We start from the raw sequence: 25,460 nt of genomic DNA, 5'->3' as shown, positions 1-25,460 counted from the left end.
CCCCAGGATGCCCTCAATGTCCCTCTCGCCGACACTGGCCCTCGCCTGCGAGCTGATTCGCCGTCCCTCCGTCACACCGGTCGATGCCGACTGCCAGCAGATGATGATGCAGCGCCTGGACGCCTGCGGTTTCGCCCTGGAGCCGATGCGCATCGAGGATGTGGATAACTTCTGGGCTCTGCGCCAGGGCCGCGACGGCGCCAACGCCCCGGTGCTGTGCTTCGCCGGCCACACCGACGTGGTCCCCACTGGCCCCGAGCAGGCCTGGCAGCACCAGCCGTTCGACGCCCTGATCGACGCCGACGGCATGCTCTGCGGCCGTGGCGCGGCAGACATGAAAGGCAGCCTGGCGTCGATGATCATCGCCACCGAGCGCTTCGTCGCCGACCACCCGGATCACCGCGGCAGCATCGCCTACCTGATCACCAGCGACGAGGAAGGCCCGGCCCATCACGGCACCAAGGCTGTGGTCGAGCGCCTCAAGGCACGCAACGAGCGCCTGGACTGGTGCATCGTCGGCGAGCCGTCGAGCACCACCCTGGTCGGTGACATCGTCAAGAACGGCCGCCGCGGCTCTCTCGGCGCCACCCTCAGCGTGCGCGGCAAGCAGGGCCACGTGGCCTATCCGCACCTGGCGAAGAACCCGATCCACCTCGCCGCCCCGGCCCTGGCCGAGCTGGCCGCCGAGCACTGGGACAACGGCAATGACTTCTTCCCGCCGACCAGCTTCCAGATCTCCAACATCAATGGCGGCACCGGCGCGACCAACGTGATTCCCGGCGAGCTAAAGGTCATCTTCAACTTCCGCTTCTCCACCGAATCCACCGTCGAAGGTCTGCAACAACGCGTCGCGGCCATCCTCGACAAGCACGGCCTGGACTGGCACATCGATTGGGCGCTGTCCGGCCTGCCGTTCCTCACCCAGCCGGGCGAGCTGCTCGATGGCGTGGCGGCGGCGATCCGCGCGGTCACCGGCCGCGAGACCACCCCGTCGACCTCCGGCGGTACTTCCGACGGCCGCTTCATCGCCACCATGGGCACCCAGGTGGTCGAGCTCGGCCCGGTGAACGCCACGATCCACCAGGTGGACGAACGCGTACTGGCCAGCGACCTCGATGTGCTGACCGAAATCTATTACCAGACCCTGGTGCGACTGCTGGCATGAGTGGACCGAACAAAGGCTTCTGCCTGGGCGCCGTACAGCCCGATACCCCGCCGCCCGCGCCAGCCGCCGAGCGTCGTTATTCCCTGCGCGTGTACCAGATCGCCCAGCGTCGCCGTTCCCTGCCCACCGTGCTGCGCAACGACCTGCCGCAGCCGCTGGTGCCGCCGCAAGGGAAGAAAGGATGCTGATCTGCCCGCTGTGCCGCGAGGCCCTGACCGAGCTCGACAACGGTGTCGCCTGCCCTGCCGGCCACCGCTTCGACCGCGCTCGCCAGGGTTACCTGAACCTGCTGCCGGTGCAGCACAAGAAAAGCCTCGATCCGGGCGACAACGCCGCCATGGTCGAGGCGCGCCGGCACTTCCTCGGCGCGGGCCACTATGCGCCGCTGGCCGGGCGCCTGGCTGAACTGGCCGCCGAGCGCGCTCCGGGGCGCTGGCTGGATATCGGTTGCGGCGAGGGTTACTACACCGCGCAACTGGGTGAAGCCCTGCCCCAGGCCGACGGCTACGCGCTGGATATCTCCCGCGAGGCGGTCAAACGCGCCTGCAAGCGCGCCTCGCAACTGACCTGGATGGTCGCCAGCATGGCCCGCGTGCCGCTGGCCGATGCCTCCTGCCAGCTGCTGGCCAGCGTGTTCAGCCCGATCGACTGGAAGGAAGCGGCGCGCCTGCTCACTCCCGGCGGCGGCGTGCTGCGCCTGGGCCCGGCGCGCGATCACCTGCTGGAACTGCGCCAGCGCCTGTACGACGAAGTGCGCGAGTACGTCGAGGACAAGCACCTCGCCGACCTGCCCGAAGAGCTCCAACTGGCGCACAGCGAACAACTGAGCTTCAAGCTTGCACTGGACACCCGTGAAGCCCGTGAACACCTGCTGGCGATGACGCCCCACGGCTGGCGGGTCAACCCCGAGCGGCGCGAGCGCATCCTCGCCGAGCCTTTCGAGGTGACGGTCGCGGTACGCTACGATTGGCTGCAACGCCAAGAACCCTGACGAGGACGCCATGCGCCAACCGGATATCGAGATCTACATCAAGGATGCCGACCAGGCCGCCGTCGGCGCCTGGCTGGAAAAGGCACTCGGCCCCTGCTCCGAATGGCGCGCCCAGGGCGAGACCCTCAAGTGCACCGCCGGCAGCATTCCCGCCACCTGGCTGCCCAAGGCCGTGGGCAAGTGGAACAGCCTGTTCCTCGACAGCGACAAGACCCCGTGGGATGACGATGTCGCCTGCGCGCGCGATGCCTGCGCAGCACTGGACGTGGAAGTGCGCTGTGCACCGGGCAGCTGGAGCGAGGATCAAGGCGAGGAAGACGCTGACCGCTGGCTGAAGGTGACCGCCGCGGGCGTCGAAGAGATTACCTGGCGCACGGGCTGAAGCCGCCGCCGGCAGAGTGTGAAAATCAAAGGCCCGTCCATTGGACGGGCCTTTGATTTCGGGGGCTCAGACCTTCGACACGTCTTCTGCCTGGAGGCCTTTCTGACCCTGGATCACCGAGAACTCCACTTTCTGGCCTTCGACCAGGGAGCGGTGACCATCGCCACGAATGGCACGGTAGTGAACGAAAACGTCCGGACCGCTATCGCGTTGAATGAATCCATAACCTTTGGCGTCATTGAACCACTTGACGGTTCCGACCTCACGATCAGCCATTACCACACTCTCCAACTTGCCTATTATTTTTGGGTGGCCCCCGGAAATGAGGACTTCGGCWGTCGCCGGCTGAACGCTTTCCTTATCATCCAACCCGCGCCACAAGGCACGTAGGAAGGTAATTCGAATAACGCCCAAGGGCGACAGCGCTCCCGAGTATATAAATCATAAGTTACAACTGAAAAGCACTTTTTCAATAAGTCCGCGCCCCTATGACTTATCCGGCCAAAGTGCCATTTTTCGGGGCCTGCAGAGCCATTTTGGTGCTCGTTACCCAGCGTAACGAATGTGTTTCGAACCCGGACCTTTTCACACTTCTACCCACTTCCCACGGGTAGTTTCGTTTCCGTTCAGGCGCTTGCGTGTTCTTCGCAAAAGTCCTTCAAACACAGCAATAACGGGTTCTGCCGATTTGCCTGCGACGATATGCCCGATCATTTAGCCGCTGAATACACTGATCGCCCGCGAAGCTATCTCGATCGATATAGGGCATAGCAATTCCGCGCCTGGAGCAATGTGTGAACAGGCGATGCACCATCGCAGGTCTTCATGGCTCGGAGAGGATCAGGGACTGACCTGATAGCCCCGTCCCTGCAGGCAACCGCTGTAGGCCGTCGCCGAGTTGGTCGCTTGTGCCTCGCTCTGCGCGCGACGGTCCTGCCGCCGCTCCTGGCGCTGACGCATGCCACCGACCGCCGCTCCCGCCGCCGCCACTTCACCGGCACGATTCTGCCGATACTGCTGCTTGGCGTCGTCACTGGCGCGGTCGTAGATCTCGTCATGCTGGCGACCACGGACTTCGGCCCCCACTGCGCCAGCCGCAGCGCCCGCGGCCGCGCCCTTCACCCGCCCGCCGACGTGGGCGCTGGAGGTGCTGGCACTGCTGGCGGAACTGGCGGCAATGCCGTTGCAGTCGCTCATGTCCTGCTGCATCTGCTGGCTGCTCTGCCCCTTGAGCGGAACCACGGTCTGCGCTTGGGCGGGCAGCACGGCCCACAGCGCTACAAGGCATCCCCAGGCGAACGTACGCATCGCGGAACCTCCATTGAATGTCATCCCTCAAATGGCAGGATAGCCGCTGCCCATGGGCCGTCCGCCCGCCTCCGACCAAGCGCCCACGGCTTTGCTGGCGAGGCCTAATCCGGCAAACTAGCCGGCCTGAGCAATCGCTCGTTCGATCTCCGCCAGCCATAGGGCCTGTATGCCTCGTTACCCGTTCCGCCGCTTCGGTTTCGGTGCCCTGCGCCGCCTGCTGTACCTCTGGGTGCGCTCGGAAACCATCAACCAGTCGGCCTTCAGCCTGAAGATCGACCGCAGCAAACCGGTCCTCTACGTCCTGCAACAACCCTCGGTGAGCGACCTTGCCGTGGTCGATACCGAATGCCGCAAGGCCGGCCTGCCGCGCCCGGTGATGCCAGTGGCCGTGGGCGAATCCATCGAACCCGCCGCCTTCTTCTACCTGACGCCGGAGCCCGACTGGCTCGGCCGCCAGGACAAGCGCGGCGCGCCGCCGGCGCTGGTACGCATGCTCGGCGCCATCGGCCAGAACGGCATCGACGACGCGCAGATCATTCCGGTCAGCGTGTTCTGGGGCCAATCGCCGGACAGCGAGAAGAGCGCCTGGAAGCTGCTGTTCGCCGACAACTGGGCGGTCACCGGCCGCCTGCGCAAGCTGGCACGCATCCTCATCCTCGGCCGCAAGACCCGCGTGCAGTTCTCCGCGCCGATCCACTTGCGCGAGCTGGTGGAGCAGAACAAGGGCCACGAGCGCACCCTGCGCATGGTCCAGCGCATCCTGCGGGTGCACTTCCGCAACCAGAAGACTGCGGTAATCGGACCGGACCTCTCCCACCGCCGCACCCTGGTCAAGGGCCTGCTGCGCGCGCCGCTGGTGCGCCAGGCGATCCAGGAGGAATGCGACACCCAGAAGATCTCCCAGGAGAAAGCCGAGGCCGTCGCCCTGCGCTATGCCAATGAGATTGCCGCCGATGTTTCCTACCCGGTGATCCGCTTCCTCGAAGTGACCCTGACCTGGTTCTGGAACAAGCTCTACGAAGGCGTGAAGGTCAACCACATCGAGCGCGTGCAGGAAGTCGCCCAGGGCCACGAGATCGTCTACGTGCCCTGCCACCGCAGCCACATCGACTACCTGCTGCTGTCCTACCTGCTGTTCCGCAACGGCCTGACCCCGCCGCACATCGCCGCCGGCATCAACCTCAACATGCCGGTGGTGGGCTCGATCCTGCGCCGCGGCGGTGCCTTCTTCATGCGCCGCAGCTTCAAGGGCAACCAGCTGTACACCGCGGTGTTCAACGAATACCTGCACACCCTGTTCAGCCGCGGGTTCTCCACCGAGTACTTCGTCGAAGGCGGCCGTTCCCGCACCGGGCGCATGCTGCACCCGCGTACCGGGATGCTGGCGATCACCCTGCGCAGCTTCCTGCGCGACTCGCGCCGGCCCATCGTCTTCGTCCCCGTGTACATCGGCTACGAGCGCGTGCTCGAAGGCCGCACCTACCTGGGCGAGCTGCGTGGCGCGACGAAGAAGAAGGAATCGATCTTCGACATCTTCAAGGTCGTCGGCGCGCTGAAGCAGCGCTTCGGCCAGGTCTGGGTGAACTTCGGCGAACCGATACACCTGGATAAATTCCTCGACCAGCAGCAGCCGGACTGGCGCCAGCAGGAGCTGGGCCCGGAATACCGTCCGGCCTGGCTGTCGGAAACCACCAACCACCTGGCCCGCGACGTCGCCCGTCACCTCAATGACGCCGCCGCGATCAACCCGGTGAACCTGGTGGCCCTGGCGCTGCTCTCCACCACCCGCCTGGCCCTGGACGAAACCGCCCTGGCGCGGGTGATCGACCTCTACCTCGACCTGCTGCGCAAAGTCCCCTACTCGCCCAGCGCCACGCTGCCCGAGGGCGACGGCCAGCAACTGATCGAGTACGTGAAGAGCATGAACCTGCTCAGCGAGCAGAAAGACGCCCTCGGCCGCATCTGCTACCTCGACGAGCAGAACGCGGTGTTGATGACCTACTACCGCAACAACGTGCTGCACATCTTCGCGCTGCCGGCGCTGATCGCCAGCTTCTTCCAGAACAGCGGACGGATCAGCCGCGAACAGCTGCTGCGCTACACCCGCGCGCTGTACCCGTACCTGCAGGCCGAACTGTTCATCCGCTGGAGCCTGGACGAACTGGACGCGGTGGTCGACCAGTGGCTGCAGGCCATGGTGTCGAGCGAGTTGCTCAAGCAGGAGAACGACACCTTCATCCGCCCGCCGCCCAGCTCGCGCCAGTACGTGCTACTGACCCTGCTGGCCCGCTCCATCGCCCAGACGTTGCAGCGCTTCTACATGTCCATCTCGCTGGTGCTCAACGCCGGGCAGAAGCAGCTCACCGCCGAGGAACTGGAAAATCTCTGCACGGTGATGGCCCAGCGCGTCTCGGTCCTGCACGGCCTGAACGCCCCGGAGTTCTTCGACAAGAGCCTGTTCCGCCACTTCATCCAGACCCTGCTGGACGAAGGCGTGCTACGCAAGGACGAGCACGGCAAGCTGAGCTACCACGAACTGCTCGGCGAACTGGCCGAAGGCGCCGCCAAGCGCGTGCTGCCGGCGGAGATCCGGCTGTCCATTCGCCAGGTCGCCCTGGAACGCCCGAGCCAGGAAGAACCGGCCGCCGGCGAGCAACCACCCGTCAGCCAGAACTGAGCCCGACCGGCCCAGTGCCGGCCGCTTGACGCCCCTGCACCGCGACCGATAGATTTCTGACGATTCATCGGTTGCGGTCAGGGACGCTCCCCGTGTTCAACAGGATTCTGATCGTCTGCGTCGGCAACATCTGCCGCAGCCCCATCGCCGAACACCTGCTGCGCGAATCCCTGCAGGGCACCGACATCGCCGTCGGCTCCGCCGGTCTGGGCGCCCTGGTCGGCCATCCCATCGACAGCACCGCCCTGGCCATCCTCCACCGCCATGGCCAGCAGCCCCAACCGCATCGCGCCCGCCAGGTCACCGCCGAGCTGATCCATGACGCCAACCTGGTGCTGGTGATGGAGCACTCGCAGGTGCAGAGCGTCATCCGCCTCGCCCCCGAAGCCCGCGGCAAGACCTTCCTGCTCGGCAAATGGCAGGCCGACCAGGAAATCCCCGACCCCTACCGCAAGGGCCCGGAAGCCTTCGAGCGTGCCTATGCGCTGATCGAGTCCGCCGTTAAGCCCTGGGGCAAGCGGCTGGGGATTCGCCGGTAATTTGACAGATAATTTCAATTCCGAAAAAAGCGTCAGAAAACCTTACAAAGCGATGATGAAAAGGACTACGCTCTAGTCCAGCAAGACCATATTCAGCTGTTTGGTCGCCTTACTTACGACACGTCAGGAACGACACGTAATCCTCCAGGGGCCTCAACGCTTTATGAAAATCCTGCACATCACCGAGTCCTTCGGCGGCGGCGTCACCTCGGCCATCAACTCCTACATCCTCAACTCGCAGCAGCACGAGCACTATCTGCTCGCCTCGGTGCGCAAGGGCGACACCACCGGAGAAGAGCAACAGGGCCTGTTCAAGCACATGGAGCTGGTGCCCCGCCGACTCTCCAGCCTGGCGCGAGTGAAGCCCTACATCGACCGCGTACAGCCGGACGTCATCCACCTGCACAGCACCTATGCCGGCGCACTGATCCGCGCCCTGCCCTTCATCCCCGCGCACAAGGTCATCTACACACCCCACGGCTTCGCCTTCCTGCGCGGCGATCATCCGCTGATGCTCAAGGCCTACCGGCTGATCGAGAACGCCCTGGCCAAACGCACCGCGGTGATCGCCGGCTGCGGCAAGGACGAACAGCGCATCGCAGGTGAGCTGATCGCCCCCGAGCAAACCCTCGGCCTGGTCAACGTCTGCGATGAACTGCCGGCGGTACAGGCCATCCACAGCCTCACCAGCAAACCGGTAGTCGGCATGGTCGGGCGCATCAGCCGGCAGAAAGGCCATGACTATTTCCGCGCCCTGGCCGAGATGTGCCAGGACGTGGCGCACTYCAAGTGGATCGGCGGCGGGGAAGCCCAGGTCATGGCGGAGATGGTCCAGGCTGGCATCGAAGTGACCGGCTGGCGCACACGCGGCGAGGTGATCGCCCACATGAAAGGGCTCGACCTGTACTTCCACACCGCTGCCTGGGATGGCTTCCCCATCTCGGTACTGGAAGCGGCAAAGCTCGACCTCCCTATCGCACTCCGGCGCATTGGCCCCTTCGTCGCCGAAGGCTTGTCCACCGCCCAAGACCTGACGGAGGCACAACGGCATGTCATCGCCTTCGTCAAAGGCGACCCGAGCGCTCTGGCCGAATTGGCGCGCAATAGCCAAAACATTCAGCACCTGCACTCCCGCGAACAGTTGCAGTCATCGCTGGAACACCTCTACTCTCGCTTCACCCCGCAACACTCCATCAATCAGTTCGCCGCGGGCTGACGTCGATCCCCTTCGACGAACTGATGAGCAGCTCGACCATGCCTACTCGCTCTAAGACCTCACCGAGGGTCGCGACACGCAGATGTTCCAGAACCTCTTCGGAAACATGCTGAAGTAGCTCCCGCTCTCGCCTGGATCATGGCGCCGAAACCAAAGTCATCCACAATGGTCTGACGCGCCTTAGTCCAAGGAGAGCCCCGCGATGAAAAACCTTCCCCTGCTGCTGATGACCGGCCTGCTGGCCGCGTGTGGCACCACTGCTTCCGGCGATAAGGCGTCGCTGGATGGTGAAGTCTTCTACCTGCAGCGCATTGCGCTGCCGCCGACGGCTCAGGTCACCGTCAGCCTGCAGGATGTGTCGCTCGCCGATGCCCCGGCCACCGAGCTGGCGAAACAGCAGCTGGAGTCTGGGCGTCAGGTGCCGCTGGCCTTCCAACTCAACTACGATCGCGCGGCGGTCAAGCCGGGGCACAGCTACGCCATCAGTGCGCGCATCGAAGATGGCGGCCGCCTGCTGTTCATCACCACCGAGCGTCACAGCGTGAAGCTCGACGGCAGCGATCCGCAGCCACTGCGTGTGCGCGTCGATCCTGTGCGCTGATTCACCGCGCCGCCGGGTTTTCCCCGGCGGCCATCCTCCGTTAATCTCCCTCCTCCACTTTCCAGGTCAGCGCTCTTTAAGCGCTGGCTCTCGTCCAAGGAAGTCTTGATGCTGCGATTCCCCGTTCTGCTGGCCGGCGCCCTGCTGTCCGTCAATGCCTTTGCGCTATCCCTCTCCGACCTCAGCCAGAGCGATGCCTCCGGCGGCCTGAAGGACGCGCTGACCCAGGGGGCGAAGGTTGCGGTCAAGCAGCTCAGCCAGCCCGGCGGTTTCAGCAATGATCCGGACGTGCGCATCGAGCTGCCCGGCAAGCTCGGCAAGGCCGCCAAGACCATGAAGCAATTTGGCATGGGCGCCCAGGTAGACCAGCTCGAAGCCAGCATGAACAAGGCCGCCGAGGCCGCCATGCCGCAGGCCCAGGCGCTGCTGGTGGACGCCGTGAAGAAGATGACCGTGACCGACGCCAAGGGCATCCTCCAGGGCGGCGACCACTCCGCCACCGACTACCTGAACCGCAGCAGCCGCGAGCAGCTGCGCGCCAAGTTCTTGCCGATCATCAAGCAAGCCACCGACCAGGTCGGCGTGGCCAAGCAGTACAACGCCTTCGCCAGCCAGGCTGCCGCCTTCGGCGTGGTCGATGCGAAGAATGCGAACATCGAGAACTACGTAACCGAGGAAGCGCTGGACGGCCTGTTCAAGATCATCGCCGAGCAGGAGAAGACCATCCGCGAGAATCCCACCGCGGCCGCTACCGGTCTGGCGAAGAAGGTGTTCGGAGTGCTCTGAACCTCATCCAGACGAAAAGGAAAAAGCCCGGCAATCGCCGGGCTTTTTCATATGACAGGGTCTGAGTGATCAAACCTCTTTCTTCACCCGGAACCAGGCCGCATAGAGCGCCGGCAGGAACAGCAGGGTCAGCGCGGTGGCGACGATCAGGCCGCCCATGATCGCCACGGCCATCGGGCCGAAGAACACGCTGCGCGACAGCGGGATCATCGCCAGCACGGCGGCCAGGGCAGTCAGCACGATGGGCCGGAAGCGCCGCACGGTAGCCTCGATGATGGCGTGCCAGGTATCCATCCCATGGGCGCGGTCCTGTTCGATCTGGTCCACGAGGATCACCGAGTTGCGCATGATCATCCCGGCCAATGCGATGGTGCCGAGCATGGCGACGAAGCCGAAGGGCTTCTGGAACACCAGCAGGAACAGGGTCACGCCGATCAGGCCCAGGGGCGCGGTGAGGAACACCATGATCATCCGCGAGAAGCTGCGCAGCTGGATCATCAGCAGGCTGAGCACGACCACGATGAACAGCGGCACGCCGGCGTTCACCGAGTCCTGGCCCTTGGCCGAATCTTCCACGGTGCCGCCGACCTGCAGCAGGTAGCCATCGGGCAGCTCGGCGCGGATCGGGTCGAGGGTCGGCGAGATCTGTTTCACCAGGGTCGCCGGCAGCGAGTCGTCGTAGATGTCGGCGCGCACGGTGACGGTGGGCAGACGGTTACGCCGCCAGATGATGCCTTCCTCGAAGCCGTATTCCAGGGTCGCCACCTGCGACAGTGCGACGCTGCGGCCGCTACTGGTCTGCATCGACAGGCTGGGCAGCTGCGACAGGTCATGCCGGCCACGCTCGTCGCCACGCAGGAGGATTTCGATCAGCTCGTTGTCCTCGCGGTAGTAGCTGACGGTGGAGCCGGTCAGCGAGCTCTGCAGGAACTGCGAGATATCCGCCGTGCTCACGCCCAGGGCACGGGCACGTTCCTGGTCGATGTCGAGGAAGATCGCCTTGCTCGGCTCTTCCCAGTCCAGGTGCACGTTCACCACGTGGGGGTTCTCGCGCATCTTGTCGGCGACCTTGCGCGCCAGTTCGCGGACTTCCGGGATGTGCTCGCCGGAGACGCGGAACTGCACTGGGTAGCCCACCGGCGGGCCGTTCTCCAGGCGGCTGATGCGAGTGCGCAGGGTCGGGAAGTCTTCGTTCATGTGCTTGATCAGCCACTGCCGAATCTCTTCGCGGGACTCCAGGCTCTTCGCCAGGACCACGAACTGGGCGAAGCTCGCCGCCGGCAGTTGCTGGTCCAGCGGCAGATAGAAGCGCGGCGAACCGGTGCCGACGTAGGCCACGTAGTTCTCGATGCCCGGATGCTCGGCGAGCATCTTCTCCAGGCGGTTGACCTGTTCGGTGGTGGCGGTGAGCGAGTCGCCCTCGGCCAGCTTCAGGTCCACCAGCAGTTCCAGGCGCGCCGACGGCGGGAAGAACTGCTGCGGCACCAGGCGGAACAGCATGATCGAGCCGATGAAAGCTGCCACGGTCAGCAGGATCACCGTCTTGCGGTAGCGCACGCACCACTCCACCACGCGGCGGAAGCGCTGGTAGAAGGCGGTGGAATACGGGTCGTGGCCCTTGTCGCTGCCGCCGTGCTTTTCCGCATGGCGCTTGGCGAGGTCGGGCAGCAGCTTGGCGCCCAGGTAGGGGACGAAGACCACGGCGGCGATCCACGACACCAGCAGGGCGATGGTCACCACCTGGAACAGCGAGCGGGTGTATTCGCCGGTGCCCGACTGCGCGGTGGCGATGGGCAGGAAGCCGGCGGCCGTGACCAGGGTGCCGGTGAGCATCGGGAAGGCCGTGCTGGTCCAGGCGAAGCTCGCTGCCTTGAGCCGGTCGTAACCCTGTTCCATCTTCACCGCCATCATCTCCACGGCGATGATCGCGTCGTCCACCAGCAAGCCCAGCGCCAGCACCAGCGCGCCGAGGGAAATCTTGTGCAGGCCGATGCCGAAGTAGTACATGCAGGCGAAGGTCATCGCCAGCACCAGCGGGATCGATAGCGCCACCACCAGGCCGGTACGCAGGCCGAGAGAGAAGAAGCTCACCAGCAGCACGATGATCAGCGCTTCGGCCAGCACGCGGACGAACTCGCCGACGCCTTCGCGGACCGCCGCCGGCTGGTCGGAGACCTTGCGCAGCTCCATGCCCGCCGGCAGCGTTTGCTGCAGGCGTTCGAACTCGGAGTCGAGCTTCTTGCCCAGCACCAGGATGTCGCCGCCGTCCTTCATGGCCACGGCGATGCCGATGGCGTCCTCGCCCATGAAGCGCATGCGCGGCGCGGGCGGATCGTTGAAGCCACGGTGTACCTCGGCCACGTCGCCGATGCGGAAGGTGCGGTCACCGACGCGGATCGGGAAGGAACGAATGTCCTCCACCGAATCGAAGCGGCCGGACACGCGCAGCTGCACGCGGTCGGTGGCGGTCTCGAAGAAGCCGGTGGCGGTCACCGCGTTCTGGTCTTCCAGCGCCTTCTGCACCGCGGCGAGCGGCAGGCCGAGGGTGGCCAGCTTGGTGTTGGACAGGTCGATCCAGATCTTTTCGTCCTGCAGGCCGACCAGCTCGACCTTGCCGACGTCCTTGATCCGCTGCAGTTGCAGCTGCAGGCGGTCGGCGTAGTCCTTGAGCACCGCGTAGTCGAAGCCCTTACCCGATAGCGCGTAGATGTTGCCGAAGGTGGTGCCGAATTCGTCGTTGAAGAACGGCCCCTGGATGCCCTGCGGCAGGGTGTAGCGGATGTCGTTGACCTTCTTGCGGATCTGGTACCACAGCTCGGGAATGTCGCGGGAGTGGAAGTCCTCGCGGGCGACGAAAGTCACCTGGGATTCGCCGGGGCGGGAGAAGGAGATGATGCGGTCGAAGTCGCCGGTCTCCATCAGCTTCTTCTCGATGCGCTCGGTGACCTGGCGCGAGACTTCCTCGGCGGTCGCGCCCGGCCAGTTGGTCTTCACCACCATGGCCTTGAAGGTGAACGGCGGGTCTTCGCTCTGTCCCAGCTTGGTGTAGGACAAGGTGCCGACGATGCCCAGCAGGAGCATCAGATAGAGGACGATGGAACGGTTCTGCAGCGCCCAGGCGGAAAGGTTGAATTGCATCGGGCGTTACTCCTTCGCCACCAGCTTGATCGACCGGTTCTCCCGGTCGACAGGCCGTACCTCCTGACCCTCACGCAGCACCTGGACACCCGCTGCCACCAGCCAGTCACCATCCTTCAGGCCTTCGAGCACCGGCACGCGATCCTCGGCGAAGGGGCCGATGCGCACCGAGCGGCGATGCAGGGTGGAGGTCTTCGGATCGACCACCCAGACGAACGGCTGGCCGGCCTCCGAGGTCAGCGCGGCGAGGGGCACCGCCAGCGGCACGGCGCCCTCGGCGTGGATATACACACGGGCACTCTGGCCCAGCTCGGCCGGCACCTTGGCGTCATCGAAAGCCACCCGCGCGGCGAAGGTGCGCGACTGCGGATCGGCCGCCGGCGACAGCTCGCGGATCTTGCCGCTGAAGCGCTTGTCGCGCTGCGACCACAGCTCGACGCTCACCGCCTCGCCGACGCGAAAACGCTCGAAGGCGTGCTCGGGGAAGCTGATCAGCACTTCGCGGTCGCCATCGGCAGCCAGGGTGAAGACGGTCTGCCCGGCGGCAACCACCTGCCCCACTTCCACCCGCCGGGTAGCGATCACGCCATCCTGAGGTGAGCGCAGCACGGCGTAGTCGGCCTGGTTGCGGGCGACATCGTACTCGGCGCGAATCTGCTTCACCCGCGCCTCGCCGGCGCGGTAGGTGTTCTCGATGTTGTCGAACTGCGACTGGCTGACCAGCTGGCGTTCCAGCAGGGTCTTGTAGCGGGAGTATTCGGAACGCACGGTCTGCAGGTTGGCTTCGGCCGCCGCCACCTGGGCGCGCGTGGCTTCGAGCTGCAGGCGGACGTCTTCAGGATCGAGTTCCGCCAGGGGCTGGTCCTTCTTCACCCGTTCGCCGGTTTCCACCAGGCGCTTGCTGACCTTGCCGCCGATGCGGAAAGCCAGCTCGGGCTCGTGACGGGCATGGACTTCGCCTGGATAGGCCTCGGTCACATCGCGCGCCGGCAGCGGCTGGACGACGATGGCCGGACGAACGGCGGGCTTGGGAGGCTCGCCGTTACCGCAGGCGGAAAGGCCGAGAATGAAGGCAGCAGGCAGCGCGACAGACAGAGCATGGCGGAACATGATGTGTGACCTTTCGCAAAACGCGGTTGGAATTCTTATACTCCCCGGTATAGTAAAAATACAGAACCCATCAGTCCAGTATTAGAAATGTAAAGACATGTCACCATCGAACTCATCCAACGGCCCCGGTCGTCCCAAGGACCCGGCCAAGCGCAAGGCCATCCTCGAAGCCGCCAAGGAGCTGTTCGTCCGCTACGGCTACGACGGCAGCAGCATGGAGGCCATCGCCGCCGAGGCCGGGGTGTCCAAGCTCACGGTCTACAGCCACTTCACGGACAAGGAGACGCTGTTCGTCGAGGCGGTACAGGCCAAGTGCGCCGAGCGCATGCCCGAGCTGTTCGCCGAGCCGCCGGCCGACGCCTCGCTGGAAAGCCTGCTGGTGAACCTCGGCCGTGGCTTCAACCAGCTGATCAACAGCCCCGAGGCGATTGCCCTGAGCCGGCTGATGGTGGCCCAGGGCGCGGGCAACCCGCACCTCTCGCAGCTGTTCTTCGAAGCCGGCCCGCAGCGCGTGCTGGACCAGATGGAGCGCCTGCTGGAGCAGGCCCGCCAGCAGGGCAAGATGAAGATGGACTGCCCGCGCCGGGCGGCCGAGCACTTCCTGATGCTGGTCCAGGGCTGCGTGCACTTCCGCCTGCTGATCGGCTGCGAGACGCCGCCCACCGAAGCGGAATCCGAGGCCCATGTCGAGGAAGTGGTGGCGTTGTTCCTGCGCGCCTTCGCTCCGTAAACCCGAGCCGTCTGAACGCCTCAGGCGCGGCGAACGAAGCGCACCCGCGCCCGTTGCGGGCGCAGGGAGAACCAGCCGCGCGGCGCCAGCTCGCCATCGTGGACGATGTCCCAGTGCTCTACCCAGTAGGCCAGCGCGGCGGCGAGATCGATCATCGCCATCGCCGTGCCCGGGCAGGAACGGTCACCCAGCCCGAACGGGAAATACGCACCGCGCGGCCACGTTGTCGGCCCCTGGAAACGCTCCGGGCGGAACTCCAGCGGCGCCTCGAACCAGCGCGGATCGCGGTGGGTGATCCAGCTGGAAACCATCACCACGTCGCCCCGCTTGAGCGCATGGCCGAAGACTTCGATATCCGCCGTTGCCTGCCGCGGCGCCAGGCCGTAGGCCGGCGGGTAGAGGCGCAGGCATTCCTGCAGCACCGCGCGCAACAGTGGGCAGTCGCGCAGATCGCCGACCGAACGGATCGCTGACCAATCGACGGCCGCCAACTCGACCCGCAGCCGTTCGAGCAACTCAGGCCGCTGCGCCAACAGCAGCAGGCACCAGGTCAGGGTGACGCCGGTGGACTGGTGCGAAGCCATCAGCAAGGTGCACAGCTCATCACGCAGCTCGGCCAATGGGCGCGGCGAACGCTCCGCCACCTCGTCGACCACAGCGCGCAACTGCCCCAGCGCCCAGCGTTTGCGCGGGCACAGCTTGCTCGGGAACCAGTGCCCCAGCGGCAGGCCGGTGGACATTTCCAGCAGCGCCACCCGCGACAACAGGCGCACTGCCTTGGCAATCCGGTAGGCCACCGGCTGTAGGTCGACATCGAACAGGGCATGGCCGCTGAGGGTGGCGCTGAAGGCCGCCATTTCCAGGTCGAGATCGTATTCGCGGCCTTCCTCGATCTGCTCCGCCCAGTGTGCGGCCAGGTGGCGCACGTGACTGGCCGCTGGCGCCGCCAGATGCGGGCGCACCGCCTTGCGCTGCACCTGGGCCGGTTCGCCTTCGCGCATCATGAAACTGCGCCCGTTCCACTGCTTGAGCATGCACAGCGCAGGCTGCCAGCGGCGCAGGTCAGCACGCCGCTCGACCATCAGCTCGTGGACGGCCTGGGGATGGAACAGGCACCAGACTCGCTGCGGCCCCATGCGCATGACCGCGACGTCCGGCTGCTGTGCCTGCATCTTCTGCAGCCAGGCCAGCGGGTCGCGCTGAATTTCCAGCCAATGGCGGGCGCCGGCGCGGTCGTCGCCGACCCAGGGCAGATGCGCCAGGCGCCGGCGGATCGGGCAATTCGGATTGGCCTTGAGCATGCTTCCGCCTCCCTGCGGTGCGAAGTGTCAGCCCTTGTTCAGGGCCTTCTTCGGATAGATGTCATAGCGGCTGGACTTGCCTTCCAGGCTGTAGCTCGGCTTGGCGCCTTCGATGATCGGCGCCTTGCGCGGGCGCTTGACGACAACGCGGTGGCTGGCCAGCTTCAGCGCGGCTTCGAGCAGCGCCGGGGCGTCGAGATCATCGCCCACCAGCGGACGGAACAGGCGCATTTCCTTCTTCACCAGGGCGCTCTTGTCGCGGTGCGGGAACATCGGGTCGAGGTAGATCACCTGCGGGGCCTCGCCTTCCCAGGCGGCCATGCGCTCGATGGCGTTGCCCTGCAGCAGGCGCATGCGCGCAACGATGGCGCCCACCTCGAAATCCCCTGCGGCACGGGCCAGGCCGTCTTCCAGCAGCGCGGCGATGATCGGCTGGCGCTCGGTCAGGTCCATCTGGCAGCCCAGGGTCGCCAGCACGAAGGCGTCCTTGCCCAGCCCGGCGGTAGCGTCCAGCACATGGGGGCGCACGCCCTGCTGGATGCCGACGGCCTTGGCGATCATCTGCCCGGCGCCGCCGCCGAACTGGCGGCGGTGCGCGGCGGAACCTTCGAGGAAGTCCACCCGTACCGGGCCGGGGGAGTCCGGCCCCAGTTGCAGCAGTTGCAGACCTTCGTCACCCAGTTGCAGGGCAAAGTCCGCCTCGCCATCGCCCAGCGGCAGCCCGAGCCGCTGCGCCCACTGCTCGGCGGCGGCCTGCCAGGCAGGCGCTAGCGCCTGGACGACGATGCGCGGCGGGGTGAGGACTTCGGTCATGACGGGGCGATCCTGGGAAAAACCGTAATTCTACCGCAGCGCGCAGCTGGCAGGCTCAACGGCAGACCTGCCAGCCGCCCAGGTCGAGATGGAAATGATCGTGGTGCGCGCGGTTGTAGTCCGGCCCGAGCACGCCGTCGAAGTTGCTGCATGCGCGGTCGCGCACATCACGCAGGAAGCGCGCGGCATCGCCCTCCCCGTCCCAGTCCTTCGCCACCACGATGCGCCGCCCATCGGCCAGGCGGAAGGCGGCGATGTCCAGCGCGTTGGCGCTGGCATGCTGGCTGCGCCGGGCGTCGGCGCGACCGTAGATATTGCGGCAGGCGAAGCTGCCCAGGTGCTCAACCGCCGCCACCGGCTGGCCGTAGATTTCCCGTGCGGCCGGTTGCAGTGAGTGGCGCTCGAACAGCGCAAAGCTCACCGCCAGCGGGCAACTGGCGAGGAAGCTGCTGCTCAGCTTCACCTCGGCCGACTGCACCCGCCAGACGTTGTGCAGCGGGCAGCCAGCGACGGGCTCGCTGTCAGCCATGGGCTGCACCTTGAGGTCAGCGCTTTGCAGCGCCAGTCGGCACAGCTCGGCATCATCGCGCAGGCGCCAGAGCTTGTAGCGGGTCAGGAGGTTCGGCTCGTCGTGCACGTCCAGCGGCGCCCAGGGGTTCCAGCGGCTGGGTAGCTCGGTCCAGCGCTGCTGCACCGCCAGCGCCAGACCGGCGCATACGACGACGAATCCGAGCAGCCCCCAGCGCAAGGCTCAGCCCCGGAACAACCCATTGATCCGGTCGAACGGCATGGCGCCGTGCATCGGTGTCAGGTCGCCCCTGGCCAGCGCCTCGGAAGCGCTGAAGAAGGCGCCGTAGGCTGCCCGCGCCAGGCAGGAGCCAACGCTGACGCGCTTCACGCCCAGTTCGGCCAGCTCATCCAGGCTCAACTGCAGCGCCGGCGAGCCCACCAGCACGTTGACCGGGCGCGGCGCCACGGCGCTGACCACCGCAGCGATCTCCTCACGGGTTTTCAGGCCCGGCGCGTAGAGCACATCGGCGCCGGCTTCGGCGAAGGCCACCAGGCGACGGATGGTGTCGTCGAGGTCGACGCGACCATGCAGGAAGTTCTCCGCCCGCGCCGCCAGGGTGAAGGTGAACGGCAGCGCGCGAGCCGCCTGCACGGCGGCGGTGACGCGCTCGACCGCCAGTTCCAGCGGGTAGATGGGCGCGTCCGGACGACCGGTGGCGTCCTCGATGGAACCCCCGACCAGCCCGCAGGCGGCAGCCAGGCGAATGGTCTCGGCGCAGTCTTCCGCGCTGTCGCCGTAGCCGTTTTCCAGATCGGCGGCCACCGGCAGCGGCGTCGCCTCGACTATCGCGCGGGCATTGGCCAGGGCCTCGTCGCGGCTCACCGTCCCTTCGGCGTCGCGCCGGCCGAGGGCAAAAGCCAGGCCGGCGCTGGTGGTGGCCAGGGCCTCGAAGCCCTGGTGGGCGAGCATCTTCGCCGAGCCGGCGTCCCAGGGGTTGGGCAGGACGAACAGGCCGTCGCGCTGGTGCAGCGCACGGAAGGCTTCACCACGTTGCTGTTGATCGGTCATGACGGGCTCCTGGCCAAACGAGGGAAGCAGCAGGTTAGCCCCCTCGCCAGCCGGGCGCCATGCACAGTTGGCGGCTCAGAGCAGGCCGAGCTGTTCCACTTCCGGCTTGGGCTCGAACAACGGCGGCAACCCCGGCAGACGCTCGCACAGCAATGCGTGGAAGCGCTGCGCCTGCTCGGCGGCGCGGTGGTTGTCGGGGGTATGGAGGAACACGTAGGGCGTCAGGCCCTGCTCGATCCACTCGGCGACCTTGCCGATCCATGGCGTGAGATGCACCAGGTTGGCGTCCAGGTCCGGCCCGCCGATGAAGCGCACCTGCGGGCTGTCGCTGAAGGCCGCCGGGCGCACTGGCACCTTGGGCTTCTTCGATTGGGCGTGGAGCACCGCCGGGTCGTCGGATTGCACGGCGAACAGCGCGCGCGAGTCGAGGCAGATGCGCTCTACGCCCCGGTCCAGCAGTAGGCGGTTCAGCGCGCGCTCCTCGTCTCCCTTGGCGAAGAACGCTGGATGGCGAACTTCCACGGCAATACGCCGCGCGGAGAACTCATCCAGCCAGGCGGCCAGTTCGCCCAGGCGATCCGGACCGAAGCTCGCCGAGACCTGCAGCCACAGCGGCGCTATGCGCTGGCCCAGCGGCGCCAGCAGGTCGAGGAAGTCACGGGTGGTTTCCAACTGGCCGCGCAGGTCGCCTTCGTGGCTGATGTCGCGGGGCAGCTTGGCGCAGAAGCGGAATGTTTCCGGCATGGTCTGCGCCCAGCGCGCGAGGGTGTCGGCGCTGGGGCGGGCGTAGAAGGTGGTGTTGCCCTCTACGGCGTTGAATACCTGGGAGTAGAAGGACAGCGTTTCAGCGGGGCGCAGGTCGGACGGATAGAAAGTGCCGCGCCATGCCGGCTCGTTCCACGAAGGGCAGCCCAGGAAATACGGCAGTGGCATCAGGCGTAGAGATCGAGACCGACGACTTCCTGGCCTTCGTACTGGCTGGCCATGCTGGCAGTGCTGGTGTAGCTGGCGAGCGCCTGGGCCGCACGGGAGGTCAGCGGGCGCTGGTAGTCGAGGTTGTCGCGCAGGGTCGCCGGCACGCTGTAGCTGCTGGCGCTGGAGGACTCGACACGGCGGGTCTGCGATTGCGCGTCCAGCCCCTGGGAGGCCGAAGTCGGCGCCGGCTGCTCGCGGCGGGTCTCGACGTCACGCTGCACGTCCCGATACGGAGTGACCGCAGTGCCCGTTCGGGAACCGCGCTCCGGTGTCTGGGAAATGGAGGTGAAACCGTCGATACGCATGTCAGAAACTCGGTGGGAATGCGCTCACTCTAGCGAGCGCTCCGGGCTGCGGTCAATTGGCACAGGTCAGGCTTTCTTGGGGGTCGCCACGTTGTCACGCAGGTAGACCGGCTGGGCCTGCTCTGCGTCAACCATTTCGCCGCGCGCCCAGGCGAATTCGGCCAGGGTCAGCAGGTCCTCGGAGTGCGGCAGCAAGCTGGCGTCATGGGCGCCGACCTTCACCGCCAGGCGCTCCACAAAGCCCCAGCCGGTGCCGGAACCGAACCATTCGCCCTGGGCATCGCGCGGCAGCTCGACGCGCTCGGGCGGCAGCACCGCCTCGGCGCCGGCCAGGCGCATCTCGCCCTGCTCTAGGCGGTAGCAACCCCAGTACACCTCGTCCATGCGCGCATCGATGGCCGCAGCCACCTGGCTGACGCCGTGCTCGCGATGGGCACGCTGGGCCAGTACCGCCAGGTCGGAGATTGGCAGCACCGGCTTCTGCAGGGCGAACCCCAGGCCCTGCACCACGCCGATAGCGATGCGTACGCCGGTGAAGGCACCGGGGCCGCGGCCGAAGGCAATGGCGTCGACGGCGGACAGCGCGATGCCGGCCTCGCCGAGGATGTCCTGCACCATGGGCAGCAGGCGCTGGGCGTGCAGGCGCGGGATCACCTCGTGGCGCACGAACCGGCGGCCGTCATGCAGCAGGGCGACGGAACAGGCTTCGGTCGAGGTATCCAGGGCCAGCAGCGTGGGCATGGTGTTATCCATAGGGTGTGGAAAAAAGGGCGGGCATTATAAACGCCAAAGGCCCGCGTGTGCGGGCCTTTGGTGGTACCGAAGGTGGATCAGCTCAGAGCGCCGAGCACCTTGGCAGTGATCTGCTCGACCGAGCCGACACCGGCGACGCAGGTGTACTTCGGAGTACCCTGGGCGGCGGCCAGCTTCTGGTAGAAGTCGACCAGCGGCTTGGTCTGCGAGTGGTAGACCGACAGGCGGTGACGCACGGTGGCTTCCTTGTCGTCTTCGCGCTGGATCAGCTCTTCGCCGGTCTCGTCGTCCTTGCCAGCCACTTTCGGCGGGTTGTGCTCGACGTGGTAGACGCGACCCGAAGCCGGGTGTACGCGGCGACCGGCGATACGGCCGACGATTTCCTCGTCGTCCACGGCGATCTCGACCACGTGATCGATGGCGACGCCCGCTTCCTTCATGGCCTCGGCCTGGGGAATGGTGCGCGGGAAGCCGTCGAACAGGAAGCCCTTGGCGCAGTCGGGCTGGGCGATACGTTCCTTGACCAGGTTGATGATCAGGTCATCGGAAACCAGACCGCCGGCGTCCATCACGCTCTTGGCCTGCAGGCCGAGCTCGGTGCCAGCCTTGACCGCTGCACGCAGCATGTCGCCGGTGGAAATCTGCGGAATGCCGAACTTCTCAGTGATGAAGCGAGCCTGGGTACCTTTGCCGGCACCGGGCGCCCCGAGCAGAATCACACGCATCGATATGCTCCTAAATACTTGTTAAGCGAAATCACGGATCCGCCTCTTGGGGCCAATCTCATCGTGCTGGAATGGCGCAAAGGCGCGCCGAAAGGTTGCTCACGATACACAGCGGCCCCCCACCACACAAGCCAGCCATGGGGACGGTGCGCGCCGATTCCGGGCGTATTCCTACACCCGGATCAGCCATCAAATTAATCTCATCTGGCGGCTCGGCAATCCACCTTTGGTGGGGGGTGGTACTGCCTCAACCGGTATTGCGCAGCCCCGCGGCGATGCCCGCCACCGTCACCAGCATGGCTTGCTCCAGACCGCCGCAGGCGTCGCCCGTGCAGCGCCGCGAGCGCGCCAGCAGCTCGGCCTGGAGCAGGTGCAGCGGGTCCAGGTAGGTGTTGCGCACGCCGATGGATTCGCGGGTCTCGGCGGCATGGGCGAGCAGCTGCGATTGCCCGGTAAGCCCCAGCACCACTCGCACCGACTGCGACAATAGGTCGCGTAAATGCGCACCTAATGGTCGCAGTTCCGATTGCACCAGACGCTCGTCGTAGAGTTGGGCGATTTCCCGGTCGGCCTTGGCCAGCACCATCTCCAGCATGTCGATGCGCGTGGTGAAGAACGGCCACTCCTTGCGCATGCGCGAAAGCAGTGCGCCTTCGCCGCGCTCGATGGCCTTGAACAGCGCGTCTTCCCAGCCCAGCCAGGCCGGCAGCATCAGCCGCGTCTGGGTCCAGGCGAAGATCCAGGGGATCGCCCGCAGGCTCTCCACCCCGCCCTCGCGGCGCTTGGCCGGGCGGCTGCCCAGCGGCAGGCGGCCCAGTTCCTGCTCCGGCGTGGCCTCGCGGAAGTAGTCGACGAACTGCGGGTTCTCCCGCACTACCGCGCGGTAGGCGAGCACGCCGTCGGCGGCCAGGCGGTCCATCTCCTCGCGCCAGGCCGGCTCGGGCACCGGCGGCGGCTGCAGGGTGGCCTCCAGCACGGCGGCCAGGTAGAGGTTGAGGTTCTGCTCGGCGATGTCCGGCAGGCCGAACTTGAAGCGAATCATCTCACCCTGCTCGGTGGTGCGGAAACGCCCGGCTACCGAGCCCGGCGGCTGCGAAAGGATCGCCGCGTGGGCAGGGCCGCCGCCACGGCCGACGGTGCCGCCGCGGCCATGGAACAGCAGCAGCTCGACACCGTGGTTGCGGCAGATGTCCACCAGCGCCTCCTGGGCGCGGTACTGCGCCCAGGCAGCGGCCAGGGTGCCGGCGTCCTTGGCCGAGTCGGAGTAGCCGATCATTACTTCCTGCGGGCCAGCCAGGCGCGTGCGGTAGCTGTCCAGGCTGAGCAGGCGGTCGATGCAGGGGCCGGCGTTGTCCAGGTCATCCAGGGTTTCGAACAGCGGCACCACGCGCATCGGCCGCTGCAGCCCGCATTCCTTGAGCAGCAGTTGCACGGCCAGCACATCGGACGGCTGCCCGGCCATGGAGATGACGTAGGAGCCCAGCGAGGCCGCCGGCGCCTGCGCCACCACGCGGCAGGTGGCGAGGACTTCGGCGGTCTCGGCCGTGGCCTGGTAATTGGCCGGCAACAACGGGCGGCGGCTGGCGAGTTCTTCCAGGAGGAATTCCTGGCGCACGCTTTCCTCCCACTCGGTGTAGTTGCCCAGGCCCAGGTGTTCGGTGATTTCGGCCATGGCGTTGGCGTGGCGGGTGGAGTCCTGGCGCACGTCCAGCCGCGCCAGGAACAGCCCGAAAGTGGCGGCGCGACGCAGGGTGTCGAGCAGGTCGCCATCGGCGATCACGCCCATGCCGCAGGCCTGCAGCGAGCGATGGCAGAGCTGCAGCGGCTCCAGCAGTTCACGGTTGTCCTGCAGCACCTCGGCACCCGGTTCCTCGCCGGTATGGATGGCGCGCTCGGCCCAGGCGCGGGTGGCGCGCAGGCGTTCGCGCAGTTGCTTGAGCAGCGCGCGGTAGGGTTCGGCGAGGTCACCGACTTCGGCGCGCAGTTCGTCGCTGGCCTGCTGCATGGAGAGTTCGGCGGCGAGGCTGTCGACGTCGCGCAGATACAGGTCGGCCGCCATCCAGCGCGCCAGCAGCAAAACTTCGCGGGTAATGGCGGCGGTGACGTTGGGGTTGCCGTCGCGGTCGCCGCCCATCCAGGAGGCGAAGCGGATCGGCGCGGCGCCCAGTGGCAGGCGCTCGCCGAGGGTTTCCTGCAGGGTGCGGTCGACGTGGCGGAGGAAGTCCGGCAGGGCATGCCAGAGGGAATGTTCGATCACCGCAAAACCCCATTTCGCCTCGTCCACCGGGGTCGGCCGGGTGCGGCGGATTTCGTCGGTGTGCCAGGCCTCGGCGATCAGCCGCTGGAGTTTCTCCTGCACCGCCTGGCGCTCTTCGGGCAGCAGGTCGGAGTGATCGCCGGCGGCCAGTTGCGCGGCGATGGCGTCGTACTTCTGGATCAGCGTGCGGCGCGCCACTTCGGTGGGATGGGCGGTGAGCACCAGCTCGATTTCCAGGTCGGCCACCTGCCGCGCCAGGCCCTCGGCGCCCAGGCCGGACTTGCGCAGACGCCCCAGCAGTTCGGCCAGCACACGGTTCTCGAAGGGTTCCGGCTCCTTCGGCGTGCGCCGGCGGATGCGGTGGTACTGCTCGGCGATATTGGCCAGGTTGAGGAACTGGTTGAAGGCGCGGGCCACCGGCAGCAGTTCGTCCTCGCCGAGGCCGTCGAGAGTTGCGGTGAGCTGCTTGGCGCCTTCGGCGGAGCCGCGCCGGGCGGCCTTGGCGCCAGTGCGGATCAGCTCGATCTTGTCGAGGAAGCCCTGCCCGTACTGGGCACGGATGGTCTGCCCGAGCAGCTCGCCGAGCAGGTGAACGTCCTCGCGCAGGCGCGCGTCGATATCCGGCATCACGGTCTCCTTGGTGTGAGAGTCCTTGATTGAAAAAGGCGTCGCTTGGCGCTTCACAGTGCCGCCCGGGGCGTTGGCTGGCAAGGGCGCGACGAACGCCTGCAGTCATGCTCGGACAGCGTCTAGGCTGAAAGTTATCCCCGCTTCATCGGGAAAAACCGCCGCGGCCCCACGAAGGCCGCTCGCCACGTATCGACCCTAGAGGTGAACATGAAAATCCGCGAGCTGGTACGCCATTGGGAAAAGAACGCCAGGGGGCGCATGACCAACCACCAGTACAGCATTCCGCTGGACGTCGAGACCGCCGCGCGTCTGGCCGCGCTGCACGACATGTACCCCAAGCGCAGCGTCGAGGAGCTGCTGGGCGAGCTGGTCAATGCCGCACTGGAGGAGCTGGAGGCGAGCTTCCCCTACGTGCAGGGCAACAAGGTGGTAGCCCAGGACGAACAGGGCGACCCGCTCTACGAGGACATCGGCCCGACGCCGCGCTTCCTGGCGCTGTCGCGCAAGTACCTGCATGAGCTGACGGAGGCGGAGCACTCCTGACCGATAACGCCCCGGCAACTGCCGGGGCGTCTGGTTTTCCGTAGGGCGCATAACCTGGAACAGGTTATCCGCCGGCGGCACAGGAGTGGCGGATAACGCTGGCGCGTTATGCGCCCTACGGGTCGCCGGGGGCGTTTGGATTACCTGTAGGAGCGAGCTTGCTCGCGAACAGACTTGCCGGCAGCTCCGACGCTGGGCGGGTTCGCGAGCAAGCTCGCTCCTACAAAAAATCGCTCAGTGTCGGGCGGGGACGCCGGGGACATGCAGGCAGCCACGGCGCCACAGCAAAGGCCGGCGGATAACGCTGCCGCGTTATTCGCCCTACGAAACTGGCGGGGTGTTGGGATTACCTGTAGGAGCGAGCTTGCTCGCGAACAGATTTGCCGGCAGCTCAGGCGCTGGGCGGGTTCGCGAGCAAGCTCGCTCCTACGAAAATCGCTCAGTGCCGGCCGTGGACGCCGGGGACATGCAGGTGCCCCGCGTCGGCACAGGCCTCGGGAATCACCGAAGGCTCCGCCGGTTGCTCCAGCTCGCGCAGGATGCCGCAATCCAGGCTGCTGCCCTCCCCCTGGCACTGCGCCCGCAGATCGCGCAGTTGCTGGCTGAGCGACTGCAGTTCGGCGATGCGCACCTCGACATGGTGCAGGTGCTCGTCGATCAGCCGGTTGGCGGTGCCGCAGTCGGATTCAGGGCGGTCACGCAGGCCGAGGAGGATGCGGATTTCCTCCTGGGTCATGTCCAGCGAGCGGCAATGGCGGATGAACGACAGCCGCTCGACGTGGCTGGCATCGTACTGCCGGTAGTTCCCCTCGCTGCGGGACGGCGCTGGCAGCAGGCCCTCGCGTTCGTAATAGCGAATGGTCTCCACCGGGCAGCCGGTCAGTTTTGCCAGTTCACCGATTTTCATGCTTCACCTCATGGGCAAGACAACAG

25 protein-coding genes are annotated in these 25,460 nt (G+C 66.4%); 11 read left to right on the top strand and 14 right to left on the bottom strand.

Annotated elements, in window-relative coordinates:
• Positions 1 to 7 precede the first annotated feature (7 nt).
• The 4 genes from dapE to QO207_RS11225 are packed head-to-tail and all read left to right on the top strand — an operon-like array spanning position 8 to position 2,538.
• Positions 8 to 1,165 carry a succinyl-diaminopimelate desuccinylase gene (dapE, locus tag QO207_RS11240; RefSeq protein ID WP_301532499.1) on the top strand — a complete coding sequence of 386 codons (1,158 nt, stop codon included), beginning with the start codon at positions 8 to 10 and terminating at the stop codon, positions 1,163 to 1,165.
• Complete coding sequence (locus tag QO207_RS11235) at positions 1,162 to 1,353, top strand: hypothetical protein (RefSeq protein WP_045209989.1); 192 nt, start codon at positions 1,162 to 1,164, stop codon at positions 1,351 to 1,353. The genes dapE and QO207_RS11235 overlap by 4 nt, the downstream gene beginning before the upstream one ends.
• Entirely contained in the window at positions 1,347 to 2,156 is an 810-nt protein-coding gene (locus tag QO207_RS11230; protein ID WP_301532498.1) for a putative RNA methyltransferase, read from the top strand. Before QO207_RS11235 ends, QO207_RS11230 begins: the two co-directional genes overlap by 7 nt.
• Before the next feature lie 10 nt (positions 2,157 to 2,166).
• Entirely contained in the window at positions 2,167 to 2,538 is a 372-nt protein-coding gene (locus tag QO207_RS11225; protein ID WP_301532497.1) for a hypothetical protein, read from the top strand.
• Positions 2,539 to 2,604: 66 nt separating this feature from the next.
• Here the strand turns inward: QO207_RS11225 and QO207_RS11220 are convergent, their stop codons facing one another.
• Together QO207_RS11220 and QO207_RS11215 are read right to left on the bottom strand one after the other, a co-directional pair.
• Positions 2,605 to 2,814, bottom strand: a complete 210-nt coding sequence (locus tag QO207_RS11220; RefSeq protein WP_045209986.1) for a cold-shock protein — start codon at positions 2,812 to 2,814, stop codon at positions 2,605 to 2,607.
• Positions 2,815 to 3,378: 564 nt separating this feature from the next.
• On the bottom strand, positions 3,379 to 3,846 hold the full coding sequence (locus tag QO207_RS11215) for a YMGG-like glycine zipper-containing protein (RefSeq protein ID WP_301532496.1): 468 nt from the start codon (positions 3,844 to 3,846) through the stop codon (positions 3,379 to 3,381).
• A 169-nt stretch (positions 3,847 to 4,015) separates the two neighbouring features.
• On the opposite strand from QO207_RS11215, the gene plsB reads away from it, so the two are divergent.
• The 5 genes from plsB (at position 4,016) to QO207_RS11190 (ending at position 9,668) form a co-directional block, all read left to right on the top strand.
• Positions 4,016 to 6,526: a glycerol-3-phosphate 1-O-acyltransferase PlsB gene (plsB, locus tag QO207_RS11210; RefSeq protein ID WP_301532495.1), complete on the top strand. Its 2,511-nt coding sequence runs from the start codon at positions 4,016 to 4,018 to the stop codon at positions 6,524 to 6,526.
• Positions 6,527 to 6,618: 92 nt separating this feature from the next.
• Positions 6,619 to 7,065 carry a low molecular weight protein-tyrosine-phosphatase gene (locus QO207_RS11205; RefSeq protein WP_301532494.1) on the top strand — a complete coding sequence of 149 codons (447 nt, stop codon included), beginning with the start codon at positions 6,619 to 6,621 and terminating at the stop codon, positions 7,063 to 7,065.
• A gap of 163 nt (positions 7,066 to 7,228) precedes the next feature.
• The gene (locus QO207_RS11200) at positions 7,229 to 8,281 is read left to right on the top strand and encodes a glycosyltransferase family 4 protein (RefSeq protein ID WP_301532493.1); all 1,053 of its coding nucleotides are present in this window, start codon (positions 7,229 to 7,231) and stop codon (positions 8,279 to 8,281) included.
• A gap of 202 nt (positions 8,282 to 8,483) precedes the next feature.
• Positions 8,484 to 8,882 carry a YbaY family lipoprotein gene (locus tag QO207_RS11195; RefSeq protein WP_301532492.1) on the top strand — a complete coding sequence of 133 codons (399 nt, stop codon included), beginning with the start codon at positions 8,484 to 8,486 and terminating at the stop codon, positions 8,880 to 8,882.
• Between the two features lie 108 nt (positions 8,883 to 8,990).
• Positions 8,991 to 9,668, top strand: coding sequence for a DUF4197 domain-containing protein (locus QO207_RS11190; protein ID WP_301532491.1), 678 nt, complete (start codon positions 8,991 to 8,993; stop codon positions 9,666 to 9,668).
• Positions 9,669 to 9,737: 69 nt separating this feature from the next.
• On the opposite strand, the gene QO207_RS11185 is transcribed toward QO207_RS11190, so the two are convergent.
• Both QO207_RS11185 and QO207_RS11180 read right to left on the bottom strand, forming a co-directional pair.
• Positions 9,738 to 12,806, bottom strand: a complete 3,069-nt coding sequence (locus QO207_RS11185; RefSeq protein WP_301532490.1) for an efflux RND transporter permease subunit — start codon at positions 12,804 to 12,806, stop codon at positions 9,738 to 9,740.
• A gap of 6 nt (positions 12,807 to 12,812) precedes the next feature.
• Complete coding sequence (locus tag QO207_RS11180; protein WP_301532489.1) at positions 12,813 to 13,916, bottom strand: efflux RND transporter periplasmic adaptor subunit; 1,104 nt, start codon at positions 13,914 to 13,916, stop codon at positions 12,813 to 12,815.
• Positions 13,917 to 14,013: 97 nt separating this feature from the next.
• On the opposite strand from QO207_RS11180, the gene QO207_RS11175 reads away from it, so the two are divergent.
• Positions 14,014 to 14,646, top strand: a complete 633-nt coding sequence (locus QO207_RS11175) for a TetR/AcrR family transcriptional regulator (protein WP_301532488.1) — start codon at positions 14,014 to 14,016, stop codon at positions 14,644 to 14,646.
• Between the two features lie 20 nt (positions 14,647 to 14,666).
• Here QO207_RS11175 and QO207_RS11170 read toward each other — a convergent pair whose 3' ends face one another.
• The 9 genes from QO207_RS11170 to ppc all read right to left on the bottom strand — a co-directional run bounded on the left by QO207_RS11170 (position 14,667) and on the right by ppc (position 23,981).
• A complete protein-coding gene (locus QO207_RS11170) occupies positions 14,667 to 15,947 on the bottom strand; it encodes a cytochrome P450 (RefSeq protein WP_301532487.1) in 1,281 nt (426 codons plus the stop codon).
• Between the two features lie 27 nt (positions 15,948 to 15,974).
• Positions 15,975 to 16,760, bottom strand: a complete 786-nt coding sequence (locus QO207_RS11165; RefSeq protein ID WP_301532486.1) for a class I SAM-dependent methyltransferase — start codon at positions 16,758 to 16,760, stop codon at positions 15,975 to 15,977.
• A 55-nt stretch (positions 16,761 to 16,815) separates the two neighbouring features.
• Positions 16,816 to 17,508, bottom strand: coding sequence for an extensin family protein (locus QO207_RS11160; RefSeq protein ID WP_301532485.1), 693 nt, complete (start codon positions 17,506 to 17,508; stop codon positions 16,816 to 16,818).
• A gap of 3 nt (positions 17,509 to 17,511) precedes the next feature.
• A complete protein-coding gene (locus tag QO207_RS11155; protein WP_301532484.1) occupies positions 17,512 to 18,339 on the bottom strand; it encodes an oxaloacetate decarboxylase in 828 nt (275 codons plus the stop codon).
• A gap of 75 nt (positions 18,340 to 18,414) precedes the next feature.
• On the bottom strand, positions 18,415 to 19,275 hold the full coding sequence (locus tag QO207_RS11150; RefSeq protein WP_301532621.1) for a DUF72 domain-containing protein: 861 nt from the start codon (positions 19,273 to 19,275) through the stop codon (positions 18,415 to 18,417).
• Complete coding sequence (locus tag QO207_RS11145; RefSeq protein ID WP_301532483.1) at positions 19,272 to 19,619, bottom strand: hypothetical protein; 348 nt, start codon at positions 19,617 to 19,619, stop codon at positions 19,272 to 19,274. The genes QO207_RS11150 and QO207_RS11145 overlap by 4 nt, the downstream gene beginning before the upstream one ends.
• 66 nt (positions 19,620 to 19,685) lie before the next feature.
• Positions 19,686 to 20,360, bottom strand: a complete 675-nt coding sequence (gene tsaB / locus QO207_RS11140) for a tRNA (adenosine(37)-N6)-threonylcarbamoyltransferase complex dimerization subunit type 1 TsaB (protein ID WP_301532482.1) — start codon at positions 20,358 to 20,360, stop codon at positions 19,686 to 19,688.
• Positions 20,361 to 20,449: 89 nt separating this feature from the next.
• Positions 20,450 to 21,097, bottom strand: coding sequence for an adenylate kinase (gene adk, locus QO207_RS11135; RefSeq protein ID WP_301532481.1), 648 nt, complete (start codon positions 21,095 to 21,097; stop codon positions 20,450 to 20,452).
• A gap of 247 nt (positions 21,098 to 21,344) precedes the next feature.
• Complete coding sequence (gene ppc / locus QO207_RS11130; RefSeq protein ID WP_301532480.1) at positions 21,345 to 23,981, bottom strand: phosphoenolpyruvate carboxylase; 2,637 nt, start codon at positions 23,979 to 23,981, stop codon at positions 21,345 to 21,347.
• 210 nt (positions 23,982 to 24,191) lie between these two features.
• On the opposite strand from ppc, the gene QO207_RS11125 reads away from it, so the two are divergent.
• A complete protein-coding gene (locus QO207_RS11125) occupies positions 24,192 to 24,527 on the top strand; it encodes a pilin assembly protein (protein ID WP_301532479.1) in 336 nt (111 codons plus the stop codon).
• Between the two features lie 439 nt (positions 24,528 to 24,966).
• Here QO207_RS11125 and cadR read toward each other — a convergent pair whose 3' ends face one another.
• Positions 24,967 to 25,434 (bottom strand): Cd(II)/Pb(II)-responsive transcriptional regulator, encoded by a 468-nt coding sequence (gene cadR, locus QO207_RS11120; protein ID WP_301532478.1) that lies wholly within the window; start codon positions 25,432 to 25,434, stop codon positions 24,967 to 24,969.
• Positions 25,435 to 25,460: the final 26 nt, after the last annotated feature.

This window comes from Pseudomonas sp. CAN1 (genome assembly GCF_030462585.1).
Classification (GTDB): domain Bacteria; phylum Pseudomonadota; class Gammaproteobacteria; order Pseudomonadales; family Pseudomonadaceae; genus Pseudomonas.
This window is presented reverse-complemented; position numbering and strand designations above follow the sequence as displayed.